Raw genomic sequence first — 25,161 nt, 5'->3', positions numbered from 1 at the left:
CGCCCATCCACAGGGTCAGGCATTCACATGACGGCGTTGAACGAGGCATTGAAAGTTCTATCGAGCCCTACGCGGCGAGCCGTCCTGACCTGGCTCAAGGATCCTCATCGATCGTTCGCAGGCTACAGCCAGCTGTACGATTTCAGTGTGCACGGCGTCTGCGCCAGCCTGATTCAGGACAAGGCCGGGCTGTCGCAGCCGGCCACCTCCATCTGCCTCAAAGCCTTGCTCGACCAAGGTTTCGTCGAAGCCAGCAAAGTGGGCAAATGGACCTACTACAAACGCAACGAGGAGCAGATCACGGCGGCGATGGCCGGGTTGCTGACCGATCTGGAAGTCGACATCGCGGATCGATAGCGCACGTTCCATCATGCCGAGTTCTGGTCCTGCGCTTCGCGCCCTCTTTTGAAGTCCATGATCTGGGGCAGGTTGTCCTCGATCCAATCCACCACCGTTTCCAGCTTCGCAGCGGCCTGAGTGCCCAGCGGCGTCAGGCTGTACTCGACGTACGGTGGTACCACCGGCAGCGCCAGACGCTGCACCAGTCCGTCGCCTTCGAGCCGTTGCAGCGTCTGGGCGAGCATCTTCTCGCTGACGCCGCCGATCTTGCGCCGCAGCTCGCTGAAGCGATGGGTGCCTCCCAGCAGCACCACCAGCACCAGCACGCCCCAGCGACTGGTCATGTGCTGGAGGATCTCCCGCGAAGGACAGTCCGCCTGCAACACTTCGCCGCGACGCAGCTTCTCGGCAAACCGGTGCGAATCGCTTTCAGCATGAGTCATGGCACTTACCTTTTCGTACGTACTTACTTTTCGTAAGCTTCTATTCTAGCATCGGATTTTCTTCAACGAGAATCGAGGTGCTTTCATGATCGCCATTACCGGTGCAACGGGCCAATTGGGCCGCCTGGTCATCGATGCATTGCTGAAAAGCCAGAAACCCGCAACCCTGATCGCGTTGGTGCGTGACCCGGCCAAGGCGCGCGACCTGGCCGCCAAAGGCATCGACGTGCGGGCAGCGGACTACAACGAACCCGACACGTTGCTCAGCGCGCTGACAGGGGTAGAGCGTCTGTTGCTGATCTCATCCAGTGAAGTCGGGCAACGCCGTGCACAGCACCGCGCCGTCATCGAAGCCGCCCGGTCGGCAGGCGTGAAATTGCTGGCCTACACCAGCCTGCTGCATGCCGACACATCGACGCTCGGCCTGGCCTCGGAACATCGCGATACCGAACAGGCACTGGCCGAGTCTGGCCTGCCCCACGTCATCCTGCGCAATGGTTGGTACAACGAGAATTACGCTGCCGGCATTGCACCGGCTGTCGAACACGGCGCGATTCTGGGCAGCGCGAGGGACGGTCGAATTTCCTCGGCAGCTCGTGCGGACTACGCCGAGGCCGCAGCGGCGGTGCTGAGCCGCGACGACCAGGCCGGCAAGGTCTACGAACTGGCCGGCGACGACAGCTACACCCTGGCCGAGCTGGCTGCCGAAGTGGCGCAACAGTCAGGCAAAGCCGTCGTCTACAATGACCTGCCGCAAGCGCAGTACCAGGAGGCGCTGGTCAGTGTCGGCCTGCCTGTCGAGTTAGCGGCGATGCTGGCCGACTCGGACGCCTGCGCAGCCAAAGGTGACCTGTACGACAACAGTCGGCAGTTGAGCCAACTGCTGGGGCGTCCCACGACACCGATTGCCCAGTCGGTGAGCACCGCCCTGAAACACTGATCAACGCTTCAGGGATCGGCAGGGGCAAGGGCGAGCTTGAGGCAGGGCCCCTGCCCGCCTACCTTCAGTGACCGCTGACCACTTGCGCGGAAACCCGACCTCCTCCGGCAAATCCATGCACTCGCGCCTGGTAGGCAATGCCCAGGCCGATGAGCGTCAAGGCCAGCAATACCCAGGGAAACGTACCCACGCCCCAATGGCCCAGCAAGACGCCCCCCAGTAACCCACCACCTGCGATCGCGCTGTTCCAGACCACGACATTCATCGACAGGGCCACGTCGGCGCCCCTGCCTGCAGAGTCGGCCAGTGCCGTCTGCAACAGGGTGGCGGCGCCGCCGAACGTCAGCCCCCAGATCACCACACCCAGGTAAATCGCGATCGCCGAGGTCATGAACAGGCCGAGAAATACCGCAACGGCGGCAAAGCTGGCCAGACTGAAGAGGACCGCTATGCGCAGATGACGGTCGACCAGACGCCCCGTCACCCAGATGCCCGCCAGCGCGGCGATGCCGAAGGCCAGCAGGACCAGATCGACATCGTTGGCCAGCCCCGCCTTGGCTACGAAAGGTGCGATGTAGGTGTAGAGGATGTTGTGCGCCAGCATCCAGGTGAACACCACGCCCAGCACCGGTCGCACCCCTGGGGTGAAAAAGACCTCGTGCAACGCCAGCCGCTGGGTCGAGGACTGCCCTGGATAGTCCGGCACCTTGACCAGCACCCAGCCGATCAGCACCAGCGTCAAGACGGACATCAACGCAAACGCCATCCGCCAGCCCATGAAGCCGCCCAGCCAGGTACCCAGGGGCACGCCCAGCGACAGGGCAATCGGCGTGCCGATCATCGCCACGGCCAACGCCCGGCCCTGTAATTGCGGCACGACCATGCGTCGCGCATACCCGGCAATCAAGCTCCAGGCCAGACCCGCCGACACGCCGGCAAAGAACCTGGCGACCAAGGTCAGTATGTAATGGGACGACCAGGCCGTGATGGAATTGAACAACAGAAATCCTGCGATCGTCAGCAGCAGGACGGTTCTGCGCCGCCAGCTCTGCGTCGCGATGGTCAACGGGATGGCCGCCAGCAACGATCCCAAGGCATAGACGGTCACCATCTGGCCCGCCAACGACGGCGAGATGCCTAGGCCACTGCCGATCTGCGGGAGCAGGCCAGCGGGCAGCGTCTCGGTGACGATGCAGATGAAACCGGTCATCGCCAGGGCCAGTAAAGCGCCGAGCGGGAGTGTGTCGCGCTGTGCTTCATCCGTGGTCATCCGGTGTGCTCCTATGGATTTATATATCGATCGGTATAAATCTAAAGAAGCTGCTCGTCGTGGTCAACCATTTATGTATCGTTTAGTATCTATGTACCACCGAAGGAGATCCGATATGGCTCAGATGGGACGCCCTCGTACGTTCGACCGCGACGAGGCAATCACTCAGGCGATGCACCTGTTCTGGGAGCATGGCTACGACGCCACCTCGCTCAGCCAGCTCAAGGCCAGCATTGGCGGGGGTATCACCGCGCCCAGTTTCTACGCCGCCTTCGGCTCCAAGCAGGCGCTGTTCCATGAGGTCGTGGAGCGCTATCTCAGTACCCACGGCCGCGTCACGGAAAGTCTGTTCGATCCCGCCCTGCCTCCCAGGACGGCCATCGAACTGACCCTGCGCCGCTCGGCCAGCATGCAGTCCGAGGCCGGTCACCCAACCGGATGCCTGGTCGCATTGGGTCTGATGAGCGCCTGTTCGGCCGAGAGCAAAATCATCTCCAAGCCGTTGGTGAACGCCAGAAATGCCAACCGGGTCGGCCTGCGCACCTGCGTCGAGCGCGGAATCAGCAACGGTGAACTCCCGAAAACCGTGATCCCTGAAGTGCTTGCCACCGCGTTCGACAGTTTTCTGCTGGGCCTGTCGACCCTGGCTCGCGACGGTGTGACAGGTGCCACCCTGGACGCAGCGGTCGATCAGATGATGGGACTGTGGGACAGCCTGAGCACAGGTCACACTGCCTGAGCGCTGTTCGGATCAGCCTGCGATAGCGGTGCGATTAACGTCGGCCTCTGTGATTTTCTCTCCACGCCATTACTGAGCGCCATTCACTGCTTCATCCCGCCCATCGACGTTATCGCCACTCGCCTGATGCCTTAACCTTGAAGGGTGTAGGGGATCTGCTTCAGCAGCTGCTGGATTCACCTGCCTCAATCCGACGTGTCCTTTGCGCGGGTCATTGTTGTTCGTGCCGACGAGCATTGCTGAAGGAGAGAGTGATTTGGATCATCTGCAGCCCAAAGACGGCCTCAGGCTGTCTCGCCGACAGGTATTGGTGGGAACAGCAGGCTCGGCCGTGTCGATGGCCTTGTCGGCTGCGCCCGTGAACGCCGTCGAGCCCGGCAAGACAGCCGCGCAGGCACCGGCGAGTTCTTCTGTGACCTTCACGTTGAACGGTCGCCGGCAGACCCTTGAGGTGGACAACCGAACCACGTTGCTGGATGTGTTGCGCGAGCGCCTGAAACTCACCGGGACCAAGAAAGGCTGCGACCATGGCCAATGCGGCGCCTGCACCGTGTTGGTGGAGGGACGCCGGATCAATGCATGCCTGAGCCTTGCGGTCATGCATGAAGGCGACAGCATCACCACCATCGAAGGCCTGGGCACGCCGGAGCGACTGCACCCAATGCAGGCCGCCTTCATCAAGCATGACGGCTATCAATGCGGCTACTGCACGCCTGGACAGATCTGCTCGGCGGTGGCGGTGCTGGCCGAATTGAAGGCCGGCATTCCCAGTCACGTCACCCAGGACCTGATCGCGCCGGTGGTGCAGACCCCAGCCGAACTGCGTGAACGCATGAGCGGCAACATCTGCCGCTGCGGCGCCTACTCCAACATCATCGATGCCATTGCCGAGGTTGCGACGGGGGAAACCGCATGAGGTCATTTACCTACGAACGTGCGACGTCGCCCGAGCACGCCGTCGCGGCAGCAGCGGCCAACCCCGCAGCGCGCTTCATTGCCGGGGGCACCAATCTGCTGGATTTGATGAAGCTGGAGATCGAAACCCCACAGCACCTGATCGACGTCAACGGTCTGGCCTTCGATACCCTCGGGGCCACGCGCGAGGGTGGTTTGCGCATCGGCGCGCTGGTGCGCAACACCGACCTGGCTGCCGCGCCCGAAGTCAGGCGCGACTATGCCGTGCTCTCCAGGGCCCTGGTGTCGGGCGCATCCGGGCAGCTGCGGAACAAGGCGACCACGGCGGGCAATCTGCTGCAGCGAACGCGCTGCTCGTACTTCTACGACACCAACCAGCCCTGCAACAAACGCCGCCCTGGTACCGGTTGCTCAGCGCTGGGCGGCATGAGTCGTCAGCAGGCCGTGATCGGTGTCAGCGATGCCTGCATCGCCAGCCATCCCAGCGACATGGCGGTGGCCATGCAGGCACTGGATGCCGCTGTCGAAACCCTGAACGCCAGCGGCCAGACCTGCACGTTTCCGCTCGCGCAGCTCTACAAGGCACCCGGCGATACGCCTCACCTGGAGTACGCCTTGAGCCCAGGCGAATTGATCACGGCGGTCATCCTGCCCAAACCGGCAGGCGGCAGGCACATCTACTACAAGGTCCGTGACCGCGCTTCGTACGCCTTTGCCCTGGTCTCGGTGGCGGCAGTGGTGCAGCCGGATCGAACGGGACGGATCGCGCTCGGAGGCGTCGCCTACAAGCCGTGGCACGACGTCGCCGCAGACGCGTTGCTGCCTCAAGGCGCGGCCGCAGTAAGCGCCCGCCTGCTCGGCGACGCCCGCCCCACGGCGCAAAACGCATTCAAGGTGAAACTCGCCGAACGCACGCTGGGTCTGGCACTGGCTCAAGCGTCGTCGTAACGCCGCCCATTGCATGTCGCGCTGGCCGACCGGCGAACCGAACAGGAAGATTGCCCATGAAATTCGATACGCCCGCGACGACCAATCCGATCGATCAGCTCAATGTCATCGGCCAGCCCAAAGACCGCATCGATGGCAAGCTCAAGACCACTGGCACCGCCACCTACGCCTATGAGCAGAATGCGGCGGTCACCCATCCTGCCTATGGTTACGTGGTCGGGGCGGCGATCAGCAAGGGGCGCATTTCGTCGATCGACTCGGAGCAAGCCAGGCTGGCATCGGGCGTGATCGCTATCGTCACGCATGAAAATGCCGGCAAGCTGGACAAGGGCGAGTTCTATGTCAGCCGGGCGCTGGGCGGCCCCCAGGTGGATCATTACCACCAGGCCGTGGCCATCGTGGTGGCCGAAACCTTCGAACAGGCTCGCGCGGCGTCTGCACTGCTGCGCATCTATTACGTTCGGGAGGCCGGACAGTTCGACTTGAAAGCGCAGAAAGACGCGGCGCAAACGCCGCCGCCCGCCGCCTTCGGTCCCCCCGCGCAAACCGACGTCGGCGATTTCGACGGCGCGTTCCAACGCGCGGCGGTGCAACTCGACGAAACCTACAGCACCCCGGATCAAGCTCACGCCATGATGGAACCCCATGCCACCATCGCTCGATGGCAAGGCGATCAGCTGACCCTCTGGACCTCGATCCAGCAGATGAACTGGGGCGTTCGCGACTTGGCCAAGACGCTCGGCATCGCCAAGGAGCAGGTCCATTTGATCTCGCCCTACATCGGCGGCGGTTTCGGCGGCAAGGGTACGATCCTGTGTGACGCGGTGCTGGCGTCGCTCGCGGCCAGAGAGGCGCGGCGCCCGGTCAAGGTCGCCCTGCCCCGGCCGCTGATGTTCAACAATCTGACCCATCGCCCGGCCACCCTGCAGCGTATACGCATCGGTACGGACAGCAATGGCAGCATCACTGCCATAGGCCACGAGAGCTGGTCGGGCAATCTGCGCGGAGGCCGTACCGAACCGGCGACGGCGGCGACCCGCTCGTTGTACGCAGGCGCGAATCGTCTGACGCGCCTGAAACTGGCCGTCCTGGATCTGGCCGAGGGCAACGCCATGCGCGCGCCCGGTGAGGCGCCGGGCATGATGGCGCTGGAAATCGCCATGGATGAAACGGCCGCCAAGCTGAACATGGACCCCGTCCGGTTTCGGGTCGTGAACGATACGCAGGTCGATCCCGAACAACCCACCCGACCCTTTTCCAGGCGTCAGTTGATCGAGTGCCTGACTCTCGGAGCCGAGCGCTTCGGGTGGAGCAGACGGCGCCCGGCGCCCGCTCAGGTTCTGGAGCACGACTGGTTCATCGGCATGGGGGTGGCCTCGGCCATCCGGGGCGCGCCGACGAGCAAATCCGCCGCTCGCGTACGGGTCGACCGACAAGGTCGGGTCACCGTGGAAACCGACATGACGGACATCGGCACCGGCACGTACACCATCATCGCCCAGACCGCCGCTGAAATGATGGGTGTGGATATCGATCGCGTCGAGGTCCGTCTTGGAGACTCGCGATTCCCCGAGTCTGCGGGTTCGGGCGGCCAATGGGGGGCGGCCTCCTCCACTGCGGGTGTTTATGCCGCCTGTGTGAAGCTGCGCGAAGCCGTTGCGCAGAAACTCGGCCTGGACCCGGTGACGGCCGAGTTCGTCGACGGCCAGGTGCGCGACGCCGACGCCAGCTTTGCGCTGGCCAGCGCTGCGGCGCACGGCGATATCGAGGCTGAGGATCTGATGGAATATGGCGATCTGGCCAAACGCTTCTCCCAGCAGACGTTCGGTGCGCACTTCGTCGAGGTCGGGGTGAATGCAGCCACCGGCGAGATTCGCATCCGCCGCCAACTGGCGGTGTGCGCCGCCGGCCGTATCTTGAATCCGAAAACGGCACGAAGCCAGATCATCGGCGGCATGACCATGGGCGCCGGCGCGGCGTTGATGGAGGACATGGTGGTGGACCATCGCCTGGGTTTCTTCGTGAATCACGACCTGGCGGGTTACGAGGTTCCCGTGCACGCCGACATTCCCCATCAGGAGGTCATCTTTCTCGATGAAGTCGACCCGTACGCGACGCCGTTGAAAGCCAAGGGGGTGGGTGAGTTGGGCATCTCCGGTGCGGCCGCAGCCATTGCCAATGCCATCTACAACGCCACTGGGGTGCGGGTTCGGGATTATCCGATCACGCTGGACAAGCTCATCGATCAGTTACCCGCTTCTGTATGATTGCCCTTTCAAGTGCTCCGCTAGCGGGTGATCCATGCAACTGAGTCGTGCGAACCTGGCTGACATCATCTATTTCCTGGCCATTGCCAAGCACCAGAGCTTCAGCCGTGCGAGCGTCGAGGTCGGCATCAGCGCTTCGGCGCTCAGCCACGCCATGAAAGGCCTGGAGGCACGCCTGGGCGTTCGCCTGCTCAATCGCACCACCCGCAGCGTGACCCTTACCGCCGCCGGCGAAGAGTTGCAGGGGCTGGTCAGCCACCCACTGACCGACATCAGCAACGCCCTGGAGACCCTCAACCGTTTGCGCGACGAGCCCGCGGGTCGCATTCGTTTGAACGTCCTCAGCGATGGCGCGAAATTACTGCTTGGCCCTGTCCTGCCGGTATTCGTGGAGCGCTATCCCGACATCGAAGTGGACCTGACCGTCACCAACCGGATGATCGATGTGATTGGCGAGGGCCACGACGCAGGCATCCGTTTCGGCGGCACGGTACCCAGCGACATGATCGCGCAGCGACTGTCCCCGGACGTGCGCTGGAGCGTGGTGGGCACACCCGGCTATCTCGAGCGTTTCGGTGTGCCTACCCATCCCGAGCAGTTGAAAGAGCATCGGTGCCTGAAGATCCGCCTCGGCAATGCGCGATTGTATGACTGGGAGTTCGTCAAGGACGGCCAGAAACTCGAGGTGCAGGTACCCGGCGCGATCACCATCGATGAAACCCGCGTCGGCGTTGCATTGGTGACCCGCGGCGCAGGTCTGATGTACGTACCTGAACGGGTCATCGCCCGGTACATCGAGGACGGTACCGTACAAGAGGTCCTGAAGGACTGGACCCACACCGATCCTGGCTTCCACATCTACTACTCGAGCTTCCGACAGGTGCCCGTCGGGCTCAGGCTGCTGATCGATCTGATCCGGGAGCTGGAGCCCATGGGACCGCTGCCTTGACGGCGATACGATCGGCGGTTGACAGGGCAGGATACGATCTTATTGCGCGCTAAATATATCGACGCTAACTTAGGCTCATTTGCAGTTCAGGATGATTCCATGAGCGTCGATGACAGCCTTCCCATTGCACCCGTCGCAGCGCGCAGCCACCTGTTGCTGGCCAACCAGCTGTGCTTTTCCCTGCATTCCACGTCGCTGATGATGACCAAGGTGTACAAACCGCTGCTTCAGGCCCTCCGCCTGACCTATCCCCAGTACCTGGCCATGCTGGTGCTGTGGGAGGAAGACGGACTGACCGTGTCGGACCTCAGCGCCAGGCTGCTCACCGATCCGGGCTCGATGACGCCCCTGCTCAAGCGGCTCGAGGTTGAAGGTTTGATCAGGCGCACCCGCAGCAGGGACGATGAACGGGTCGTCCGGCTTTTGCTGACCGATGCCGGCAAGGCGCTTCGCGAGAAAGCCGAGAACATTCCAGCCTGCATTCTGGCGGCGTGCGGCATCGCTCAGCAAAAGCTGGAAGCCCTGCAAGGGGAGCTTCTGACACTTCGCAGCCAGCTTCAGGCGAGTCTGACTCAGCCAGATCGATAAAAAATCCCGTCTGATCAACGCGTTGCCAATGCACATGAAAAACCTCGAAATATTACCTTGCGCACTAAGCATTAGCGCGATAAATTAACCCCAGCTGCCCAGCCCGCACGGGTAAAGCTGGCGGCAACTCAATCCAGTCCTGAAGAGATAAATCCATGAACGTTCTCTATACCGCAACCGCAACTGCCACCGGTGGCCGTGATGGCCGTGCTGTCTCCAGTGACAAGATCCTCGACGTGGCACTGGCAACGCCGAAAGAACTGGGCGGTGCCGGCGGTGCAGCGACCAACCCGGAACAGCTGTTCGCGGCGGGCTACTCGGCCTGCTTCATCGGCGCCCTGAAATTCGTCGCCGGGCAGAGCAAGCGCAGCGTGCCGGCCGACACCTCGATCACGGCCAAAGTGGGCATCGGCCAGATCCCCGGCGGTTTCGGTCTGGACATCGATCTGCACATCCACCTGCCAGGTCTGGAACAGGCCGACGCCGAAGCGCTGGTCGAAGCGGCCCACCAGGTCTGCCCGTACTCCAATGCGACCCGCGGCAACGTCGACGTTCGTCTGCACGTCACTGTCTGATGCACCCCTGCGATCGCTCTGATCGCAATGGCTGGCCCCGCAGTTCGCCTGAACTACGGGGCCTCCTTACACGCTACTGATGTGATATCGACGACAAGCAAACTTCGCTGTCCTGCCTCCTGCTTGCTGGCCTAGAATGCCGCAATGCCCATCTCCACTGTCTCCCTCGTATTATTCGCCGCCCTGTTGCATGCCGGTTGGAACGCCCTCCTGCGCGGTGGCGCGGATCGGCTGTGGTCGATGACCGTCATGTGCCTGGCCGTGGCCGCGACCTGCATCGTGCTGGCCTTGTTCATGCCTGTCCCCGCCCAGGCAAGCTGGCCCTATGCCGTGCTCTCGGGCGTGCTGCACGTGGGCTACAACCTGTTTCTGGTGCGCAGCTACCGGATGGGCGACCTCGGGCAGACCTATCCGGTTGCCCGCGGCTCGTCGCCGATCCTGATCGCGCTGGGTGCAGCGATATTCGCCGGCGAGCACATCCAGGCCAGTGCCTTGGCCGGCATCTGCCTGGTCTCGGGCGGGATCATTCTGCTGGCCTTCAGCAAGGGCAAACTGGCCGTTCCCAGCTTGCCGTACGCCCTGGGCACTGGCGCGTTCATCGCGGCCTACAGCGTCACCGACGGCATCGGTGCGCGCCTGTCCGGCGCCCCCATGGCCTATACCGTGTGGATGTGTGTGCTGTGGGGGGTGCTGATGCCGATGGTGTATATCGGTCGGCGCGGAGCGCGCAGCCTGTTTGCCTATCGTCCCGGAATGGCGACGGCTGCCGCCGGTGGCCTGGTGTCGCTGCTGGCCTACGGCATCGTCATCCAGGCGATGACCGATGCGCCCATGGGCATGGTCTCGGCGCTGCGCGAGACCAGCGTGCTGTTTGCAGCCTTGATCGGCTGGTTATTCCTGGGCGAGAGCCTGACCGTGCGCAAGGTGCTGGCGTGTACGATCATCGCCGCAGGCACCGTCATCATCGGTTGACCGCCCAGGCTTTGTATTACCCGCTCGCCGCTCCTTCGAACGGCATCAGTTCCACCACCCACTCGATGAACACCCGAAGTTTCAAGCTGATGTGTCGATTGGGCGGATAGGCGATGTACATCGGCATGGACTCCAGTTGCCAGTCCTGGAACAACGGCACAAGCTCGCCGCGCGCCACGGGTGCGCTGGCCATGTACTCCGGCAGCCACAAGACACCCATGCCGGCCAGCCCGGCAGCCAGATAGGCATTGCCGTCGTCGACCGAAAGCACCGCTTGGCCGCGTACGGTCACGCGCTCGCCGTCGCGCTGCAGGGTGTAGGCCAGCGCCCTGCCCGTCCGCGCCCAGAGAAAACCGATCACGCGGTGATCGGACGCTTCCAGATCGCCGGGATGCTGGGGCGTGCCGAGTCGGCGCAAATAGCCGGGCGCTGCATAGACCCCCAGTTGCAGGTCGCCCAGGCGGCGCGCCATCAGCGATTGATCGGTCAGTTCACCACCGCGTACGACACAGTCCACGTTCTCGCCGATGATGTCGACCATACGGTCGCTGACGCCCATGTCGATCTGGATATCCGGGTAGCGGCGATGAAACTCGGGCAGGGCCGGCATCAGCACATGGCTGGCGAAGGGACTGGGCACGTCGACCCGCAGCCTGCCGCGCGGCACGGTGGCGGCACTGGACAGACCGGTCTCGGCGTCGTCCAGATCGGCCAGCAGACGCACCACCCTGTCGTAGTAGGCGGCCCCGTCGGCGGTGACGTTGACCCGGCGCGTGGTGCGGTTGAGCAGCTTCACCCGCAGACGCGCTTCGAGCTGCTGCACCAGCTGGGTCACCGTGGTCTTGCTCATGTGCAGGGTGTGCGCCGCCTGGGTAAAACTGCCCGTCTCCACCACTCGCGCGAACGCCTGCATGGCATCGAAACGGTCCATCGGTACCTCGTTTTCAGGAGCCATTGTTTGGAAAACGCAAACAGTCCTAGTCAGACTTGCTCGTTTATCCCGCCAGGGCAAGACTCTACTGTTTCCTTTCGATAGATAACGGGTCGCCCGGCCCGCTTACGGAGGCAATCCCATGACTCAACGTAACGTCGTTTTTCCAGTCGGCCGCCAGGCTCTCTATGAACGCAACCGCTATTCACCCGCCGTTCGCAGCAATGGGCTGCTGTTCGTGTCAGGCCAGGTCGGCAGCCGCGAAGACGGCTCACCCGAACCGGACCTGCGAGACCAGGTACGCCTGGCCTTCCAGAACCTCAACGCCGTGCTGCACGCGGCGCAGTGCACCTTCGACGATGTGGTGGACGTGACGGTGTTCATCGTCGATCCGCAATCCCGGTTCGAAACCATCTGGGAAGTGGTGCCTGAATACTGGGGCCAGGGGCCTTTCCCGAACATCACCTGCGTGGGGGTGACGTGGTTGTATGGCTTCGATTTCGAGATCAAGGTGATAGCCAAGTTGCCTGAGGTTTGAAGGGGCCAAGGCGACAAGCGTGCGTTGTATCGGCGTCATGGCCGATAACGATGGAAACCAAGACTCGAGACGTTCAGAAGAGTCCAACGTCATGCCTATGAGGTATGCATGTCATCGGGTCTGGATGAAGTTTGCGCGAGATAGTTTCGAATGTATTCGAGTACCTGATTCGCACCCGAGTGAGAGTCGATCATATCGATCGGGCGTTGATCGCCCAGATAGGGGTTCACTTGCTCCATCCATTTGAATACGGCTGCCTTGCTTCCGCGTACAGGGGCAGCCAAGTCCAGAATCGCTTTGAGCAACTCAGGTTGGGCATACCAGGATTCAGGCTTTATGGTCGCCTTTCTCCCCGGAATGACACGGGGTAATTGGCAAGTTGCCAGCTCTTGAGGATTGATATGCTCCCGTTTCCAGTGGGCAAGCTTCACCAGATCGGTATTGGGAGGGCGGCGCTGGTCGATGGTTGGTACGACTACACCGATCAGCACGGTGGTATGGGCTCTGATCATTTGCAGCGCTGGAGCGATATCGGTGTCGTTGGTGACGATGACGGCGTGGTCAATCTGGCCAGTAATGGCGTCATGATAGGCTTGCAGAGCGAGGTTCACGTCACTTTGCTTTTCTTCGACTTTCCAGGCCTGTACCTCCCGGCACTCGCGTGGAGCACGGTTCGGGCAATCAGGATCGACGACCTTCACCTTCATCTTGTTGACCGCGTAGTAACCTTCGACCAACTCGACACGCGTTTCATATAGCTTTCTCAACGCAGTGTGATAACGCGCTTGCGACGAAACGGAATCGGCCGCGCGAGCGACTGACTCGACGATTTTCGCGGTAAAGAACTTTATCGAAGGGGATTCAAGCAGGATCGATTGTCTGATCCGGCCCTCTTCATCCTTCACCAGTGCCGACGGGAGGATATGTCTTTCAAAGAGAGGCAGCAGATCCAGCCACTTGTAAGGGGTGCCCCGCAGACATCCGTAGTAAAAGTTGTATCCATCAATGTAAATGCGAGTGCGCAGAGGCTCCGGCTGGGGCGGTAGCTGCATTTGCCATACTCCAGAAACGAAAAAACCGGCTCGCGCCGGCTTTTTCCTCCTCCAACCAGATGGCCAAACCACGCCAGTCACGAGGATTAGTTGTTGGAAGCGATTATCGGCCAGTACCGAATGTGATGCAAGCCAATCGAGCAAACCGTTCCCCTATCACCCGCGCCGGATGGATGAATCCGAAACATCGGTACAACCCTCTTTGGACCTACTCCCCCGCCCGCGCCGCAGCCATCTGGTCGTTGAAGTTCGTGAAGAACGGTCCATAGCAGCCATTGGCTTCGGCGAAACGCAACGGCTTGACGCGCTCGACCAGAATCTCCTCGGCATCAGGCGAGCGTTCGAAAATCGCCATGACTTCGTCGATGAACTCCGCCAGCGGCATCGCGTGGGGGTCGTTGGCTTGGCGCTGGCCCATCAGTTCGGTCCGGACGTACGGCGGCACCAGTTCGTGAACCTTCACGGCGGTGTCCTTGAGTTGGTAGCGCAGCGACTGACTGTAGGAATGGACCGCCGCCTTGGTTGCGCAGTAGCTGGGCGTCAGGGCCAACGGAACGAACGCCAGTCCAGAGGAGACCGTCACGATGGCGGCATGGGGTCGAGTGAGAAAGTGCGGCAGCAGCAGGCCATCCAGGTGAATGGGGCCCAACAGGTTGGTAGCGACCGTGGCGTCGAGTTCGGTGGGACCTGCGCGCAGTGACTCGCCGCGCATGATGCCGGCCGAGTGAATGACAGTGTTGAGGGCCGGATGGCGTTCGATCAGTTGTTCGACAACCTGTTGCCGGTCCTGCGCATCGCTGGTGTCGAGTACGGTGTAGTGCAAGCCCGGATTGGCCGCGACTACCTGTTTGAGCAGCGCTTCTCGGCGTCCTGCGATGATTACCTCGTTGCCTCGGGCCAGAAAGGCTTCGGCCAAGGCGCGACCGATGCCGCTGCCGCCACCGGTGATCAGGATCGTGTTGCCCGTGGTTTGCATGGGAGTCTCCAGTGAAATGGGGAAGTCATTGCGCTTGAGTCTGGTCTACCATAGGACGCGCGGGAGCAAGGTGCCAGCTGCCTGCATCTCCGTTCATTCGTTTGCCTTGCGAGCCACTCATGCAGATCGTCCTCATCGTCAACGGCCAACGGCTGCAACCTCCTCATCAGACTGAACCTGCGGTGCCATGGTGGAGCTTCACCAAGACGGTGCTGGCGGCCACGGCGCTGACTCTGGTACGTGACGGACGGCTGCGTCTGGACGACTCGCTCGCCGACGCCCCCTACACCTTGCGCCAACTGCTGCGACACGAGGCAGGGCTCGCAGACTATGGCGAGCTGGCCGACTACCATGCCGCCGTTGCGCGTCACGAGGCTGCGTGGCCTGCAAAGGAAATGCTCGAACGATTGCAGGCCGAGCGTCTGCGGTACCCCCCTGGCGAAGGCTGGCGCTACTCCAACGTCGGCTACTGGCAGGTGGCTCGGCTGATCGAGCGCGCCAGCGACCTTTCGCTGGCCGACGCCGTCCGCACGCGTGTGCTACAGCCGCTGACCATCGCTGACACGGTACATTTCGCGGCGTCCGGGTCAGAGCTCGGGCAATCCTGCGCCAGCCTTGCCTGCTATGATCCGGGCTGGGTGTATCACGGCTTGCTGATCGGCCCGCTCTCGCAGGCGGCGCTGCTGCTCGATGGTCTGTTGGGGGGTGATCTGCTGCCTGCTGAGTTGCTCCAGACCATGCAGGACACCACGACACTGGGCGGGCCGATACCCGGTCGACCATGGCTGGCGCCAGGTTATGCGCTGGGGCTGATGCGTGGGCCCGTGGCTGGGGGGCTGGTACTGGCGGGACACACCGGATGCGGGCCCGGCAGCGTCCTCGCGGTGTACAGGGGCCTCATGGACGAGCGATCGGTGAGCTGTGCTGCTTTTGCCGAAACCGCAGGCGAAGGTGAGGTCGAGGCCGCCGTGGTCGAGCAGATACGCCGGCATGTCTCAGGGTGATGCACCGCGGCAATCTCTTCACGTCACCAAGCGCTCCGACGAGGGGGTGAACCCAGGTCACCAGTCCGCAGATACCGTCATCGATGCAGCCGCGCTGCTCAGTCGAGTCCCGACGGCAACGGATGAAGGTCCCGATTACGCCCCGCCTTCGCCACCTGCCCCGGCATCTCATGCCCCAACAGTGCCGGCAAGGTGCGGGACAGCTCGAGCAGACGAGGCAGATCGATGCCAGTGGGAATGCCCATTTCCTCGCACAGGTTCACCAGGTCTTCGGTGCAGATGTTGCCCGACGCGCCGGGTGCGAACGGGCATCCGCCCAAGCCACCCAGCGATGCATCGAAGCGCCGGGCACCGGCTTCATAGGCTGCCAGCACGTTGCTCAGCCCCAGCCCGCGGGTGTTGTGAAAATGCAGCGTCAGCGCATCGGCGGGCAGTTGCTCCAACACCCGCCGGACCAGTCCATACACCTGGCGCGGATTGGCCATGCCGGTGGTGTCGGCCAGGGTCACGCCTTGCAGGCCCAGCCGTTGGTAGGCATCGACCAGGCCCATGACAACCGTTTCATCGATGTGCCCTTCGAACGGGCAGCCGAAGGTCGTGGCAACGGTACCGTTAAGGCTGACCGACGTGCCGCGAGCCAGCTCGACCACCTCGGCGAAGCCCGCCAGGGACTGCTCCCGACTCATGCGCATGTTGGCGAGGTTATGGCTCTGGCTGGCCGACAACACCAGGTTGAGCTCGTCGGCCTTGGCTGCGAGGGCACGCTGCGCACCCTTGAGGTTCGGGATCAATGCCACGTAGGTGACGCCCGGCTGGCGTACGATGCCGCCGAACACCTGCTCACCATCGCGCAAGGCTGGCACGGCCTTGGGCGAAACGAAGGAGCCAGCCTCTATACGGCTGAAGCCGGCGAGCGAGAGCTGGTCGATCAAGGCGATCTTGTCTTGGGTGGCGACCCACATCGGTTCGATCTGCAACCCGTCACGCGGCGCCACCTCCTGAACGATGAGACGTTGCGAGTAATCGCTGATCATTGCACGATCCCCTCATCCTTCAAGCGCTGGATGGCGCTCTCGCTCAAGCCCATCTCGGTCAGTACGTCCCGGGTGTGTTGTCCCAGGCTCGGCCCCTGCCAGTTGATCACACCGGGAGTTTCAGACAGTTTGGGCACCACGCCGGGCATTTTCGTTTCCACCCCACCGGGCAGTTGCGCGTCGAGAATCATGCCCCGTGCCTGATAGTGCGGGTCGGCGACGATGTCGGCGACCGAGTAGATGCGCCCGGCAGGCACCTCTGCCGCTTCCAGCACGCGCAGCACTTCATCGATGGGACGCTGAGTGCTCCACGCGCTGATGGCACCATCGAGCAGATCGCTCTGCGCGGCGCGGCCGTCGTTGTGGGCAAACGCAGGGTCGTCGCCCAGATCGCCTCGACCGATGGCGGTCATCAGCCGCTTGAAAATGGGATCGCTGTTGCCCGCGATCACGACATACCCGCCATCGGCGGTCGGGTAGGTGTTGGACGGCGCGATGCCGGGCAAGGCGCCACCGCTGCGCTCGCGCACGTGGCCGAGCATGGCGTACTCCGGCACCAGGCTTTCCATGACATTGAAGACGCTTTCGGCCAGCGACACATCGACCACCTGGCCGTCACCCTGGCCGGTCTTGACCCTCAGCAACGACATCAGCGCGCCCATCACCGCATGCATGGACGCCAGCGAGTCGCCCAGGCTGACACCCACCCGCGCCGGTGGTGAGTCCGGATTCCCGGTGGTGTAGCGAATACCGCCCATGGCCTCGCCGATCGCGCCGAAACCCGGGCGGTCACGATACGGGCCGGACTGGCCATAGCCGGAAATACGCACCAGGGTCAGCTTGGGATTGAGCGCGTGCAGCACATCCCAGCCCAGGCCCAACTTTTCCAAAGCGCCGGGGCGCAGGTTCTCGATCAACACATCGGCGCCTTCGGCCAGTTGCTTGACGATCTCGATACCCTCGGCGGACTTGAGGTTCAGTGCCAGGGATTTCTTGTTGCGCGATTGCAGGTACCACCACAACGAGGTGCCTTCGTGGAGTTTGCGCCACTTGCGAAGGGGATCGCCCTGCCCCAGGGTTTCGATCTTGATCACCTCGGCACCGAACTCGCCGAGCAGGCGCGCAGCGAACGGTGCAGCGATGAGGGTTCCGATTTCGATGACGCGGATTCCGCTCAGAGCAGTCATGGGGCAGCCTCGATATGCCTTGGAATTTGCACCAAGACTAGAGGCATACCCCCGGCAATTACCAGCCGCGGGTCACCGGCCGGTGAACATCCGTTGCCACTCAGCCCTGGTTCACGCCGTCGGGCACCAGTTGATCCTCACCCAGGAAACCACCGCTCTGGTGCTGCCACAACCGGGCATAGATGCCGTTTTTGGCCAGCAATTCGGCGTGGGTGCCCTGCTCCAGAATCCGCCCTTGATCCATGACGATAAGGCGATCCATGGCCGCGATGGTCGACAGGCGATGCGCGATGGCGATCACGGTCTTGCCCTGCATCATGTGGTCCAGGCTTTCCTGGATCGCCACTTCGACTTCCGAATCCAGCGCGCTGGTGGCTTCGTCAAGCAACAGGATGGGCGCATTCTTGAGCATCACCCGCGCGATCGCCACGCGCTGGCGCTGGCCACCGGAGAGCTTGATGCCGCGTTCGCCCACCAGGGTGTCGTAGCCACTGTGGCCCTGACGGTCGCTCAATTGGCTGATGAATTCGTCGGCCTGAGCGCTCGCCGCGGCGCTGCGCACTTGCTCGTCGGTCGCATCGGGACGGCCATAGGCGATGTTGTCGCGAATGGAACGGTGCAGCAGCGAGGTGTCCTGAGTGACCATGCCGATGGCGCTGCGCAGGCTGTCCTGGGTCACGTGGGCGATGTTCTGCCCATCGATGCGGATCTCGCCGCTGTCGACATCGTAGAAGCGCAGCAGCAGGTTGATCAGCGTCGACTTGCCCGCCCCCGAACGCCCTACCAGGCCGATCTTCTCGCCCGCGCGGATATTCAGGCTCAGACCGTCGAGCACCTGGCGTTCCCCGTTGTAGTTGAAACTGACGTTGTCGAACGTCACTGCACCGCCTGTGGTGCTGAGTTCGCCGGCATTGGCCGCGTCCTGCACCTTGGCGCCCCGGGTCAGGGTGCCCATGCCATCCTGCAGGGTGCCGATGTTTTCGAACAGCGAGGTCATCTGCCACATGATCCAGTGCGACATGCCGTTGATGCGCAGGGCCATGGCCGTGATCGCCGCCACGGCGCCGGTGCCGATCTCGCCCAGGTGCCAGAGCCACAGGGCATAGCCACCGGCTGCCATGAGCAGACCGACCACCAGCGCCTGGTTGACGATCTCGAACTGGCTGACCAGACGCATCTGGCGAAAGCCGGTGTTCTTGAAGTCTTCCATGGCCGCGCGGGCGAAATGCGCCTCGCGATTGGAATGGGAAAACAGCTTGACCGTGGCGATGTTGGTGTAGGCATCGGAGATGCGTCCGGTCATCGACGAACGCGCATGGGCCTGCTCCTGGCCGACCTTGCCCAGGCGTGGCACGAAGTACCACATCGCCAGGCCGAACAGAATGAGCCAGGCCACGAACGGCAGCATGAGCTTGGGCGCGAAGCCGCCGGCCAGCGCGATGATCGCGATGAAATACACGCCGATGCCGGGCAGGATCTCGATCAGGGTGAACAGCACGTCGCGCACGGCCAATGCCGTCTGCATCACCTTGGTGGTGACCCGTCCGGAAAACTCGTCGGAGAAGAACGACAGGCTTTGCCGCAGCATCAACCGGTGAAAGTCCCAGCGCAGCCTGAGCGGCAGGTTGATCGCCAGAATCTGGTGCTGAACCATGGTACGTAGCGCGACCAAGGCGATGCTGCCGACCATGACCAGCCCCATGCCCCACAGCACCCGGCTTTCCTGGGCGGCAGCCTCGCCGCCCTGCTGCCAGGTGGTGAGCAGGTCGACGACCTGGCCCAGGAAGGAAAACAGCCAGGCTTCGTAGATCGACACGGCGGCGCTGAGGACGGCGAAGGCGATGATGTAGCCCCGAGCACCGCGGGTGCAGGCCCATAGAAAGCGCGCCAGACCGGTTGGCGGTGGTGGCACTTCGTCAGGTGGAAAAGGGTCGAGCCTGCGTTCGAATGCACGAAGCATGGGGGTCTCCATTGGAATCAAGTGGCGCAGATTCTGCCACTTAATGAACGCTTGGTGGGTCGCAATGGACGGCTTTGCCAACAATGGCCTGATTCTGGATCCACGTGACCAGCTCTTCGGCGGGCATCGGCATGGCGATGAAGTACCCCTGCCCCTCATCGCAACCCCAGCTTTTCACCGCGTCGAAGTTGGCCTGGTTTTCGATACCTTCGGCCACGACCTTGTAGCCCAGGCGCTGGGCCAGGTCGATGAGCGTGATGACCAGGCGTCGATCCCGCTCCTCGTTCTGGATGTCCTTGATCAGCGAACGGTCCAGCTTCACCGAGGTGGCCGGCAATTCGCGCAGGTAGGTCCAGTTGCTGTACCCGGTGCCGAAGTCATCGATGGAAATCTCGACACCCAAGGCCCGCAGACGCGTCAGCTGATTACGGCATTCCGCGGGATTTTTGATCAGCGCGCCCTCGGTGAACTCGATCTCCAGCGTCGTGGCCTCGACACCATGGCGTATGAGTGCCTGGATCAGCCGGTCGGTGAAGGCCGGCCCCTCGAGGTCACAGGGGCTGACGTTGATCGCCACCTTGAAGTCATACCCGGCATCCTGCCACTGCCGCGTCTGCTGGATGGCTGCCTCGACCACCCAGACACTCAACAGGCGGATCAGATCGGTCTTTTCCGCGAGCGGCACGAACTCGTCCGGCCCGACCGGGCCCAGGGTCGGATGGGTCCAGCGCAGCAACGCCTCGACCGCGCAGCAGCGTCCACTGGCAAAATCGATGCGCGGCTGGAACACCAGTCCCAGTTGCTCGGATTCTTCCAGAGCATAGGACAGGGAACTGAGCAACACGAAGGCACGCTGCTGGGCGATGTCCAGTTCGGCCTGGTACCTGGCCCAGCCGATGCCCCGGTCGCGTGCGTAATCGGCAGCGCTGACCACCAGGCGGACCCAGTCGCGATCGTCGATGGTATGGCGGTCGAGTTCCAGCGCGCCCATGCCGATCTGGGCGCGAATGGGGATGCCGTCGTGCTCGACCGGCAGGGCGAAGGCCGTGGAAAACTTTTCGTACAAGGTCGACAGGCACTCGTCCCGCGGCTTGATGAACGCGAAGCGCGTGAGGCCGATTCGATAGAGCACGCACTCAGGCCCGATCAGGCTGGCCACCCGGCGGCTGATTTCACTGACCAGGTGCTGGGAAAACGAATAGCCCAGTGCCTTGACGATATCGTTGACGAAGCCGGGCGAGAGGAAATCCACCGCGATCAGCAGCGGCTCTTCGCGCTGGCTGAGGTGGCGATGAATGTCTTCTTCCAGGCGGATGCGGTTCATCAGGCGCGTGGGCCGGTCGATGAACGACGCGGCACGCAGGTCGTGCAGCCGCAGCACTACCATCTGAGACAGATGATGCAGGCTGGCCAGCTGAGCAGCCGACATCGGCGGGCGCGGTTTCTGGTCGATGACGCACAGGCTGCCCAAGGCGAGACCGTCGTGGGTCAGCAACGGAACGCCGGCGTAATAGCGAATGCCCGGTGCGCCGGTGACCAGTTCGTTGTGCTGGAAGCGTGGATCGAGGTGGGTGTCCGGAATTTCGAAGAAGTCATCGACCAGAATGGTGTGGCCGCAGAACGATACGTCTCGCGACGTGGAAGTTGCGCTGATGCCGACCTTCGCACGAAACCATTGCTGCTGTTCTTCGAGAATGGAGATGAGCGCGATCGGCGTGTCGAACACCTCCACGGCCAGGGCAACGATCCGGTCCAGCACCTCGTCGTCGACCGCGTCGCGGTAGCACAGGTCGGCAACACGCCGAACGCGCTCACGCTCGTTGTCTGGCAAAGTTGGAGCGAAATGGGTCATCACTGTGGTCGTTGCCCGATGGTCAGTCGCAAGGGGAATCACTCGAAACGAGGCTGCATACGATGTATCGGCAGCCTTTCCCCAAACTGTATACGGCTTTGCGCAAACCGTTCCACTGCCCTTCGTCCGCCTAGACCGCGCCGAAGAACGCCACCTTCTGCGACAGTCGATCGGCCAGACGTGCCAGCTCGGTACTGGCGGTGGCGACCTGTTGCGAGCCGGTGGCCGACTGCACCGTCGAGCCGTGGATCCGTGTGATGTTCTGCGAAACATCGTCGGCCACCGCGCTCTGTTGCAGCGAAGCACTGGCGATCTGCGCGTTCATCAGGTTGATCGCGCCCACCTGCTCGCTGATCTTGGCCAGGGCGTCCTGGGCACTGCGGGTCTGGGTGACGGTCTGCCCGACCAGTTCACAGCTGCTGCGCATGGTCTGCGCGGCGGCTTCGGTGCCCGACTGCAAGGTGCTGATCATCTCGCGGATTTCTTCGGTGGACTGCTGGGTGCGGTTGGCCAGCGAACGCACTTCGTCGGCGACCACCGCGAAGCCACGGCCATGCTCGCCGGCGCGAGCGGCTTCGATCGCGGCATTGAGGGCCAGCAGGTTGGTCTGCGCGGCGATCGAATTGATCACATCGATGACCGACTCGATCTTTTCGCTGTGGCGCGAGACCTGGTCGACGGTGTCGGTGGTCTGTTCCAAGGTCGCCGCCAGTTGCTCGATGGCCTGGGTGGTGCTGGCCACCAGCCGGTTGCCGCTTTCCACTTCGACATCCGCCAGCCGTGACGCATCCGCCGCCTGGGCGGCGTAGCCGGACACTTCACTCACGGTCGCGGCCATCTGGGTGATGGCCGTGGCCACCTGCTCTGCCTCGCGGGTCTGCAGGCGGATGTGCGCGTCGTTGGACGTCGAGGTGGCGGACAGCTGTGCAGAGGAGTGATTGACCTCCCGCGCTGCAGTGCGCACCTGCTCGATGGTCTCGGCCAAGTGGCCCAGCGCGGTCTTCAACACGCCCATGACGCTGCCGGGGTGTTGGGTGACGATGGTCTGGTTGAGGTTGCCCGCCGCCAGTTGCTCGATCGCCAGGGCGACCTCGGCCGGCTCGGCGCCCAGCGTCGACTTGACGAAGCGAATGATCACGATCGACAGCACGATGCTCAGCAACAGCGCGATGCCGGTCGCCACCAGCATCAGCGTGCTGAACTGACTGGCTGTGGCCTGCACTGCGCCTAGCTTGGACTTGATCGAGGCCTCCTCGTAATCGATCAGCGCATTGATGCGTTTGAGCCATTCGCTGTAGTCGGCCGAGGTCTGACGCAGCAGCAAGGCCTGCGCGCCCTGGATATCACCGGAGCGGCGCAGGTCGATCAGGGTGCGGCTGGAGTCCAGCGTCTGGCGCTCGATGCTCTTGATCGCACCCAACAACTCGCGCTCCTGGGGCGTCACGGAGGCCTTGTCGTAGAGCTGATCCATCGGTGCGGCCGAATCGATGTAAGCCTTTTCCAGAGTGGCCACTTCCGCCAGGTGTTTTTCCAGGTCACGGTCGTTGTCCACCAGCACCGCATCACGAATCGCGATGGCCCGGTTGTGCACACTGCCGCGGAAATTGATGGCGTAGCGCTGGATCTTGGCGGCGTTTTCGCTGACGTCACTCAATGTCGAGTCGATGAAGGCGACCCGTTGAATGCCGATGGCAGTGATCATGATCAGCAAGGCGAGAATGGCTGCGAAGCTCAGGGCTATGCGCGTGGCCAGGGACAAGGGTCTTTTCATGGGAGGCTCGGCAGTAGTCCAGGCAAGGACTCAATAGGTGCGCGATGCTGAACTGCGATCACGCCGACGTGGCGGACTTTACGGCGCCACCGATCCGGAAACCAATTGCAATTTCACGGAAAAATAATAGCGAAATGCTATCAAACTTATGAAGCCTGCAACTGTATCACGCGCTTGACAGGTAAAACGATCGCTTTACACTCGATTCATGGACAAACGAACCGAAATTCTCGCCAGTGCCACCCGTACCTTCGAAACCCAAGGCCTGCGTGGCGTTGGCATCGATCAGGTCCTCGCGCCCTCCGGCGCTTCGACGCGAACCCTCTACAAGCACTTCGGCTCCCGTGACGGTCTGGTGATGGCCGTGCTTGAAGACCGCCATCGGCAATTCATGGCCCAACTGGCCAGCGAGCGTGCAGACGGCGGGGCGATCGCATCCCTGTTCGATACGCTGGCGCATTGGGTGAACGTCCGGGGCGCCAGCGGGTGCATGCTGCTGCGCGCGCGCAGCGAATACGCCCAGGCCAACGAGGCCATCGTCGCCTTGGTGCAGCAGCAGAAAGCGCAGTTCCATGCCGAGATTGCCGCGCGCGTGCACACCGATCTCGGCTGTGAAGAGGCCGCGCTGGCCTTGCAGGTCTGGCTGCTGTTCGAGGGGGCCACGGCCGCCGCCACGGTAGCAGGCACGGCAGTGATCGAAGCGGCCAAACAGGCGGCGCTAACCCTGATGGCGTGTGCCAAAGCCGCTCGGTCATGAAGCGCGGCCTCAATCTGGTCGCGGCCGCTTTCGCCCTCACCGCGCTTTCATATGGGCTGGCGCGCTTCGCCTATGGTCTGTTGCTGCCGCAGATCCGCGCGGAGCTGGCGCTGGAAGCGACCGCCGCTGGCTGGATCGGCAGCGGTGCCTTTGCCGCTTACTGCGTCGGTATCGTCCTGACCTTCGTCTGCAGTGCGAGCTTCACCCCACGCACCCTCGCCGCCTTCGCCGGCCTGACCGCCACGGCTGGCATGGCGTGCATCGTGGTCGCCTCGTCGGCCTGGATGATGGGTGCAGGCGTTGCATTGGCGGGGCTGAGCACCGGCTTGACGTCTCCACCGCTGGCGAGCGCGGTCGCCGCGCACTTCGCCGATGAAGGCCGGGCGAGAGCGAATGCCGCGATCAACGCCGGCACGGCCGCTGGCATCGTCTTCTCGGGCGCGGCAGCGGCCATGACGGTGAGCGCATGGCGTGAGCTGTATGCCCTGTTCGCCCTGATCGGCGCCGCAGTCACGCTGTGGCTGTGGTTCGCCCTGCGGAAGGCGCGGAGCAGCGAAACCACTGCGGGCTTCTCGCTGAAGATCCTTCATCGCCCCGGGCTGGCAGTGCTCTGCGCCAGCGCCTTCGCCATGGGCCTGTCGAGCACCGCCATCTGGACGTTCGGCGCCGACATTCGCGGTACCTTTGGCCTGAGCGACACCGGCATCGCCTGGGCGTGGATCACTCTGGGGACTGCCGGTGTCAGCGGCGCGGCCACCGGTGTACTGATCGAGCGTTTCGGTACGGCACGGGTCCACGCCTTTTCGCTGCTGGGTATCGTTGCGGCGATCCTGACCCTGGCGGCCAGCGGATACAGCCTGGTCTTCGGCTTCGTGGCGATGGGCGTATTCGGGGCTGCCTATATCATGTCTTCGGGCACCTACCTGATCCAGGGCATCGCCCTGCTCCCGGATCGACCGGACCTGGGCCTGGGATTCGCGTTCCTGTGCCTGGCGCTGGGGCAGACAACCGGAGCACCGCTGTTCGGTGCAACCCTGGATGCCGTCGGGGTCACAGGCGCCCTTTTTGCCTTCGCCCTACCGGCCGTGGTGGCGATCTTTCTGAGGCCTCGAGTCGGCTAGAAAAATCTTCACGCGCTCGCGCCGCTGCATCTG

General features: G+C 63.0%; 24 protein-coding genes and 1 pseudogene. 14 read left to right on the top strand and 11 right to left on the bottom strand.

The window, feature by feature from the left end:
- Positions 1-27 precede the first annotated feature (27 nt).
- Entirely contained in the window at positions 28-357 is a 330-nt protein-coding gene (locus BLV18_RS08120) for an ArsR/SmtB family transcription factor (RefSeq protein WP_049859220.1), read from the top strand.
- 11 nt (positions 358-368) lie between these two features.
- On the opposite strand, the gene BLV18_RS08115 is transcribed toward BLV18_RS08120, so the two are convergent.
- Positions 369-782, bottom strand: coding sequence for a winged helix-turn-helix transcriptional regulator (locus BLV18_RS08115; protein ID WP_090357622.1), 414 nt, complete (start codon positions 780-782; stop codon positions 369-371).
- A gap of 85 nt (positions 783-867) precedes the next feature.
- On the opposite strand from BLV18_RS08115, the gene BLV18_RS08110 reads away from it, so the two are divergent.
- Positions 868-1,722, top strand: coding sequence for an SDR family oxidoreductase (locus BLV18_RS08110; protein WP_090357620.1), 855 nt, complete (start codon positions 868-870; stop codon positions 1,720-1,722).
- Positions 1,723-1,786: 64 nt separating this feature from the next.
- Here the strand turns inward: BLV18_RS08110 and BLV18_RS08105 are convergent, their stop codons facing one another.
- Positions 1,787-2,992, bottom strand: a complete 1,206-nt coding sequence (locus tag BLV18_RS08105) for an MFS transporter (RefSeq protein WP_090357618.1) — start codon at positions 2,990-2,992, stop codon at positions 1,787-1,789.
- Between the two features lie 115 nt (positions 2,993-3,107).
- On the opposite strand from BLV18_RS08105, the gene BLV18_RS08100 reads away from it, so the two are divergent.
- The 8 genes from BLV18_RS08100 to BLV18_RS08065 all read left to right on the top strand — a co-directional run bounded on the left by BLV18_RS08100 (position 3,108) and on the right by BLV18_RS08065 (position 10,945).
- Positions 3,108-3,731 (top strand): TetR/AcrR family transcriptional regulator, encoded by a 624-nt coding sequence (locus BLV18_RS08100; RefSeq protein ID WP_090357616.1) that lies wholly within the window; start codon positions 3,108-3,110, stop codon positions 3,729-3,731.
- 265 nt (positions 3,732-3,996) lie between these two features.
- Positions 3,997-4,647: an aldehyde dehydrogenase iron-sulfur subunit PaoA gene (gene paoA / locus BLV18_RS08095; protein WP_090362117.1), complete on the top strand. Its 651-nt coding sequence runs from the start codon at positions 3,997-3,999 to the stop codon at positions 4,645-4,647.
- A complete protein-coding gene (locus BLV18_RS08090) occupies positions 4,644-5,594 on the top strand; it encodes an FAD binding domain-containing protein (protein WP_090357614.1) in 951 nt (316 codons plus the stop codon). The genes paoA and BLV18_RS08090 overlap by 4 nt, the downstream gene beginning before the upstream one ends.
- A gap of 56 nt (positions 5,595-5,650) precedes the next feature.
- Entirely contained in the window at positions 5,651-7,861 is a 2,211-nt protein-coding gene (gene paoC / locus BLV18_RS08085; RefSeq protein WP_090357612.1) for an aldehyde oxidoreductase molybdenum-binding subunit PaoC, read from the top strand.
- Between the two features lie 34 nt (positions 7,862-7,895).
- On the top strand, positions 7,896-8,810 hold the full coding sequence (locus BLV18_RS08080) for a LysR family transcriptional regulator (RefSeq protein WP_090357610.1): 915 nt from the start codon (positions 7,896-7,898) through the stop codon (positions 8,808-8,810).
- Positions 8,811-8,909: 99 nt separating this feature from the next.
- Positions 8,910-9,398, top strand: coding sequence for a MarR family winged helix-turn-helix transcriptional regulator (locus BLV18_RS08075; protein ID WP_090357608.1), 489 nt, complete (start codon positions 8,910-8,912; stop codon positions 9,396-9,398).
- Positions 9,399-9,553: 155 nt separating this feature from the next.
- Positions 9,554-9,973: an organic hydroperoxide resistance protein gene (locus BLV18_RS08070; RefSeq protein WP_049859210.1), complete on the top strand. Its 420-nt coding sequence runs from the start codon at positions 9,554-9,556 to the stop codon at positions 9,971-9,973.
- 144 nt (positions 9,974-10,117) lie between these two features.
- Complete coding sequence (locus tag BLV18_RS08065; protein ID WP_090357606.1) at positions 10,118-10,945, top strand: EamA family transporter; 828 nt, start codon at positions 10,118-10,120, stop codon at positions 10,943-10,945.
- Positions 10,946-10,961: 16 nt separating this feature from the next.
- Here BLV18_RS08065 and BLV18_RS08060 read toward each other — a convergent pair whose 3' ends face one another.
- Positions 10,962-11,876 carry a LysR family transcriptional regulator gene (locus tag BLV18_RS08060; RefSeq protein WP_090357604.1) on the bottom strand — a complete coding sequence of 305 codons (915 nt, stop codon included), beginning with the start codon at positions 11,874-11,876 and terminating at the stop codon, positions 10,962-10,964.
- Between the two features lie 142 nt (positions 11,877-12,018).
- On the opposite strand from BLV18_RS08060, the gene BLV18_RS08055 reads away from it, so the two are divergent.
- Positions 12,019-12,414: a RidA family protein gene (locus tag BLV18_RS08055; RefSeq protein WP_090357602.1), complete on the top strand. Its 396-nt coding sequence runs from the start codon at positions 12,019-12,021 to the stop codon at positions 12,412-12,414.
- A gap of 95 nt (positions 12,415-12,509) precedes the next feature.
- On the opposite strand, the gene BLV18_RS08050 is transcribed toward BLV18_RS08055, so the two are convergent.
- Entirely contained in the window at positions 12,510-13,466 is a 957-nt protein-coding gene (locus tag BLV18_RS08050) for an antitoxin Xre/MbcA/ParS toxin-binding domain-containing protein (RefSeq protein ID WP_090357599.1), read from the bottom strand.
- A 208-nt stretch (positions 13,467-13,674) separates the two neighbouring features.
- Positions 13,675-14,442 (bottom strand): SDR family oxidoreductase, encoded by a 768-nt coding sequence (locus tag BLV18_RS08045; RefSeq protein WP_090357597.1) that lies wholly within the window; start codon positions 14,440-14,442, stop codon positions 13,675-13,677.
- 119 nt (positions 14,443-14,561) lie between these two features.
- Here BLV18_RS08045 and BLV18_RS08040 point away from each other — a divergent pair, with 119 nt between their 5' ends.
- The gene (locus tag BLV18_RS08040) at positions 14,562-15,446 is read left to right on the top strand and encodes a serine hydrolase domain-containing protein (protein WP_090357595.1); all 885 of its coding nucleotides are present in this window, start codon (positions 14,562-14,564) and stop codon (positions 15,444-15,446) included.
- A gap of 98 nt (positions 15,447-15,544) precedes the next feature.
- Here the strand turns inward: BLV18_RS08040 and BLV18_RS08035 are convergent, their stop codons facing one another.
- The 6 genes and pseudogenes from BLV18_RS08035 to BLV18_RS22745 form a co-directional block, all read right to left on the bottom strand.
- A complete protein-coding gene (locus tag BLV18_RS08035) occupies positions 15,545-16,480 on the bottom strand; it encodes a hydroxymethylglutaryl-CoA lyase (protein ID WP_090357594.1) in 936 nt (311 codons plus the stop codon).
- Complete coding sequence (locus BLV18_RS08030) at positions 16,477-17,667, bottom strand: CaiB/BaiF CoA transferase family protein (RefSeq protein ID WP_090357591.1); 1,191 nt, start codon at positions 17,665-17,667, stop codon at positions 16,477-16,479. Before BLV18_RS08030 ends, BLV18_RS08035 begins: the two co-directional genes overlap by 4 nt.
- A gap of 100 nt (positions 17,668-17,767) precedes the next feature.
- The gene (locus BLV18_RS08025; protein ID WP_090357589.1) at positions 17,768-19,627 is read right to left on the bottom strand and encodes an ABC transporter ATP-binding protein; all 1,860 of its coding nucleotides are present in this window, start codon (positions 19,625-19,627) and stop codon (positions 17,768-17,770) included.
- A gap of 40 nt (positions 19,628-19,667) precedes the next feature.
- Positions 19,668-21,479: a putative bifunctional diguanylate cyclase/phosphodiesterase gene (locus BLV18_RS08020; RefSeq protein WP_090357586.1), complete on the bottom strand. Its 1,812-nt coding sequence runs from the start codon at positions 21,477-21,479 to the stop codon at positions 19,668-19,670.
- A 130-nt stretch (positions 21,480-21,609) separates the two neighbouring features.
- Positions 21,610-22,317 (bottom strand): methyl-accepting chemotaxis protein, encoded by a 708-nt coding sequence (locus tag BLV18_RS22750; protein WP_425272647.1) that lies wholly within the window; start codon positions 22,315-22,317, stop codon positions 21,610-21,612.
- 423 nt (positions 22,318-22,740) lie between these two features.
- A pseudogene (locus BLV18_RS22745) lies at positions 22,741-23,250 on the bottom strand (MCP four helix bundle domain-containing protein); the annotation flags it as partial.
- 208 nt (positions 23,251-23,458) lie between these two features.
- Here BLV18_RS22745 and BLV18_RS08010 point away from each other — a divergent pair.
- Both BLV18_RS08010 and BLV18_RS08005 read left to right on the top strand, forming a co-directional pair.
- Positions 23,459-24,007, top strand: a complete 549-nt coding sequence (locus tag BLV18_RS08010) for a TetR/AcrR family transcriptional regulator (protein WP_090357580.1) — start codon at positions 23,459-23,461, stop codon at positions 24,005-24,007.
- On the top strand, positions 24,004-25,128 hold the full coding sequence (locus tag BLV18_RS08005; protein WP_090357578.1) for an MFS transporter: 1,125 nt from the start codon (positions 24,004-24,006) through the stop codon (positions 25,126-25,128). Before BLV18_RS08010 ends, BLV18_RS08005 begins: the two co-directional genes overlap by 4 nt.
- The last annotated feature ends 33 nt before the right edge of the window (positions 25,129-25,161 follow it).

This window comes from Pseudomonas coleopterorum (assembly GCF_900105555.1).
GTDB classification, from domain to species: domain Bacteria; phylum Pseudomonadota; class Gammaproteobacteria; order Pseudomonadales; family Pseudomonadaceae; genus Aquipseudomonas; species Aquipseudomonas coleopterorum.
This window is presented reverse-complemented; position numbering and strand designations above follow the sequence as displayed.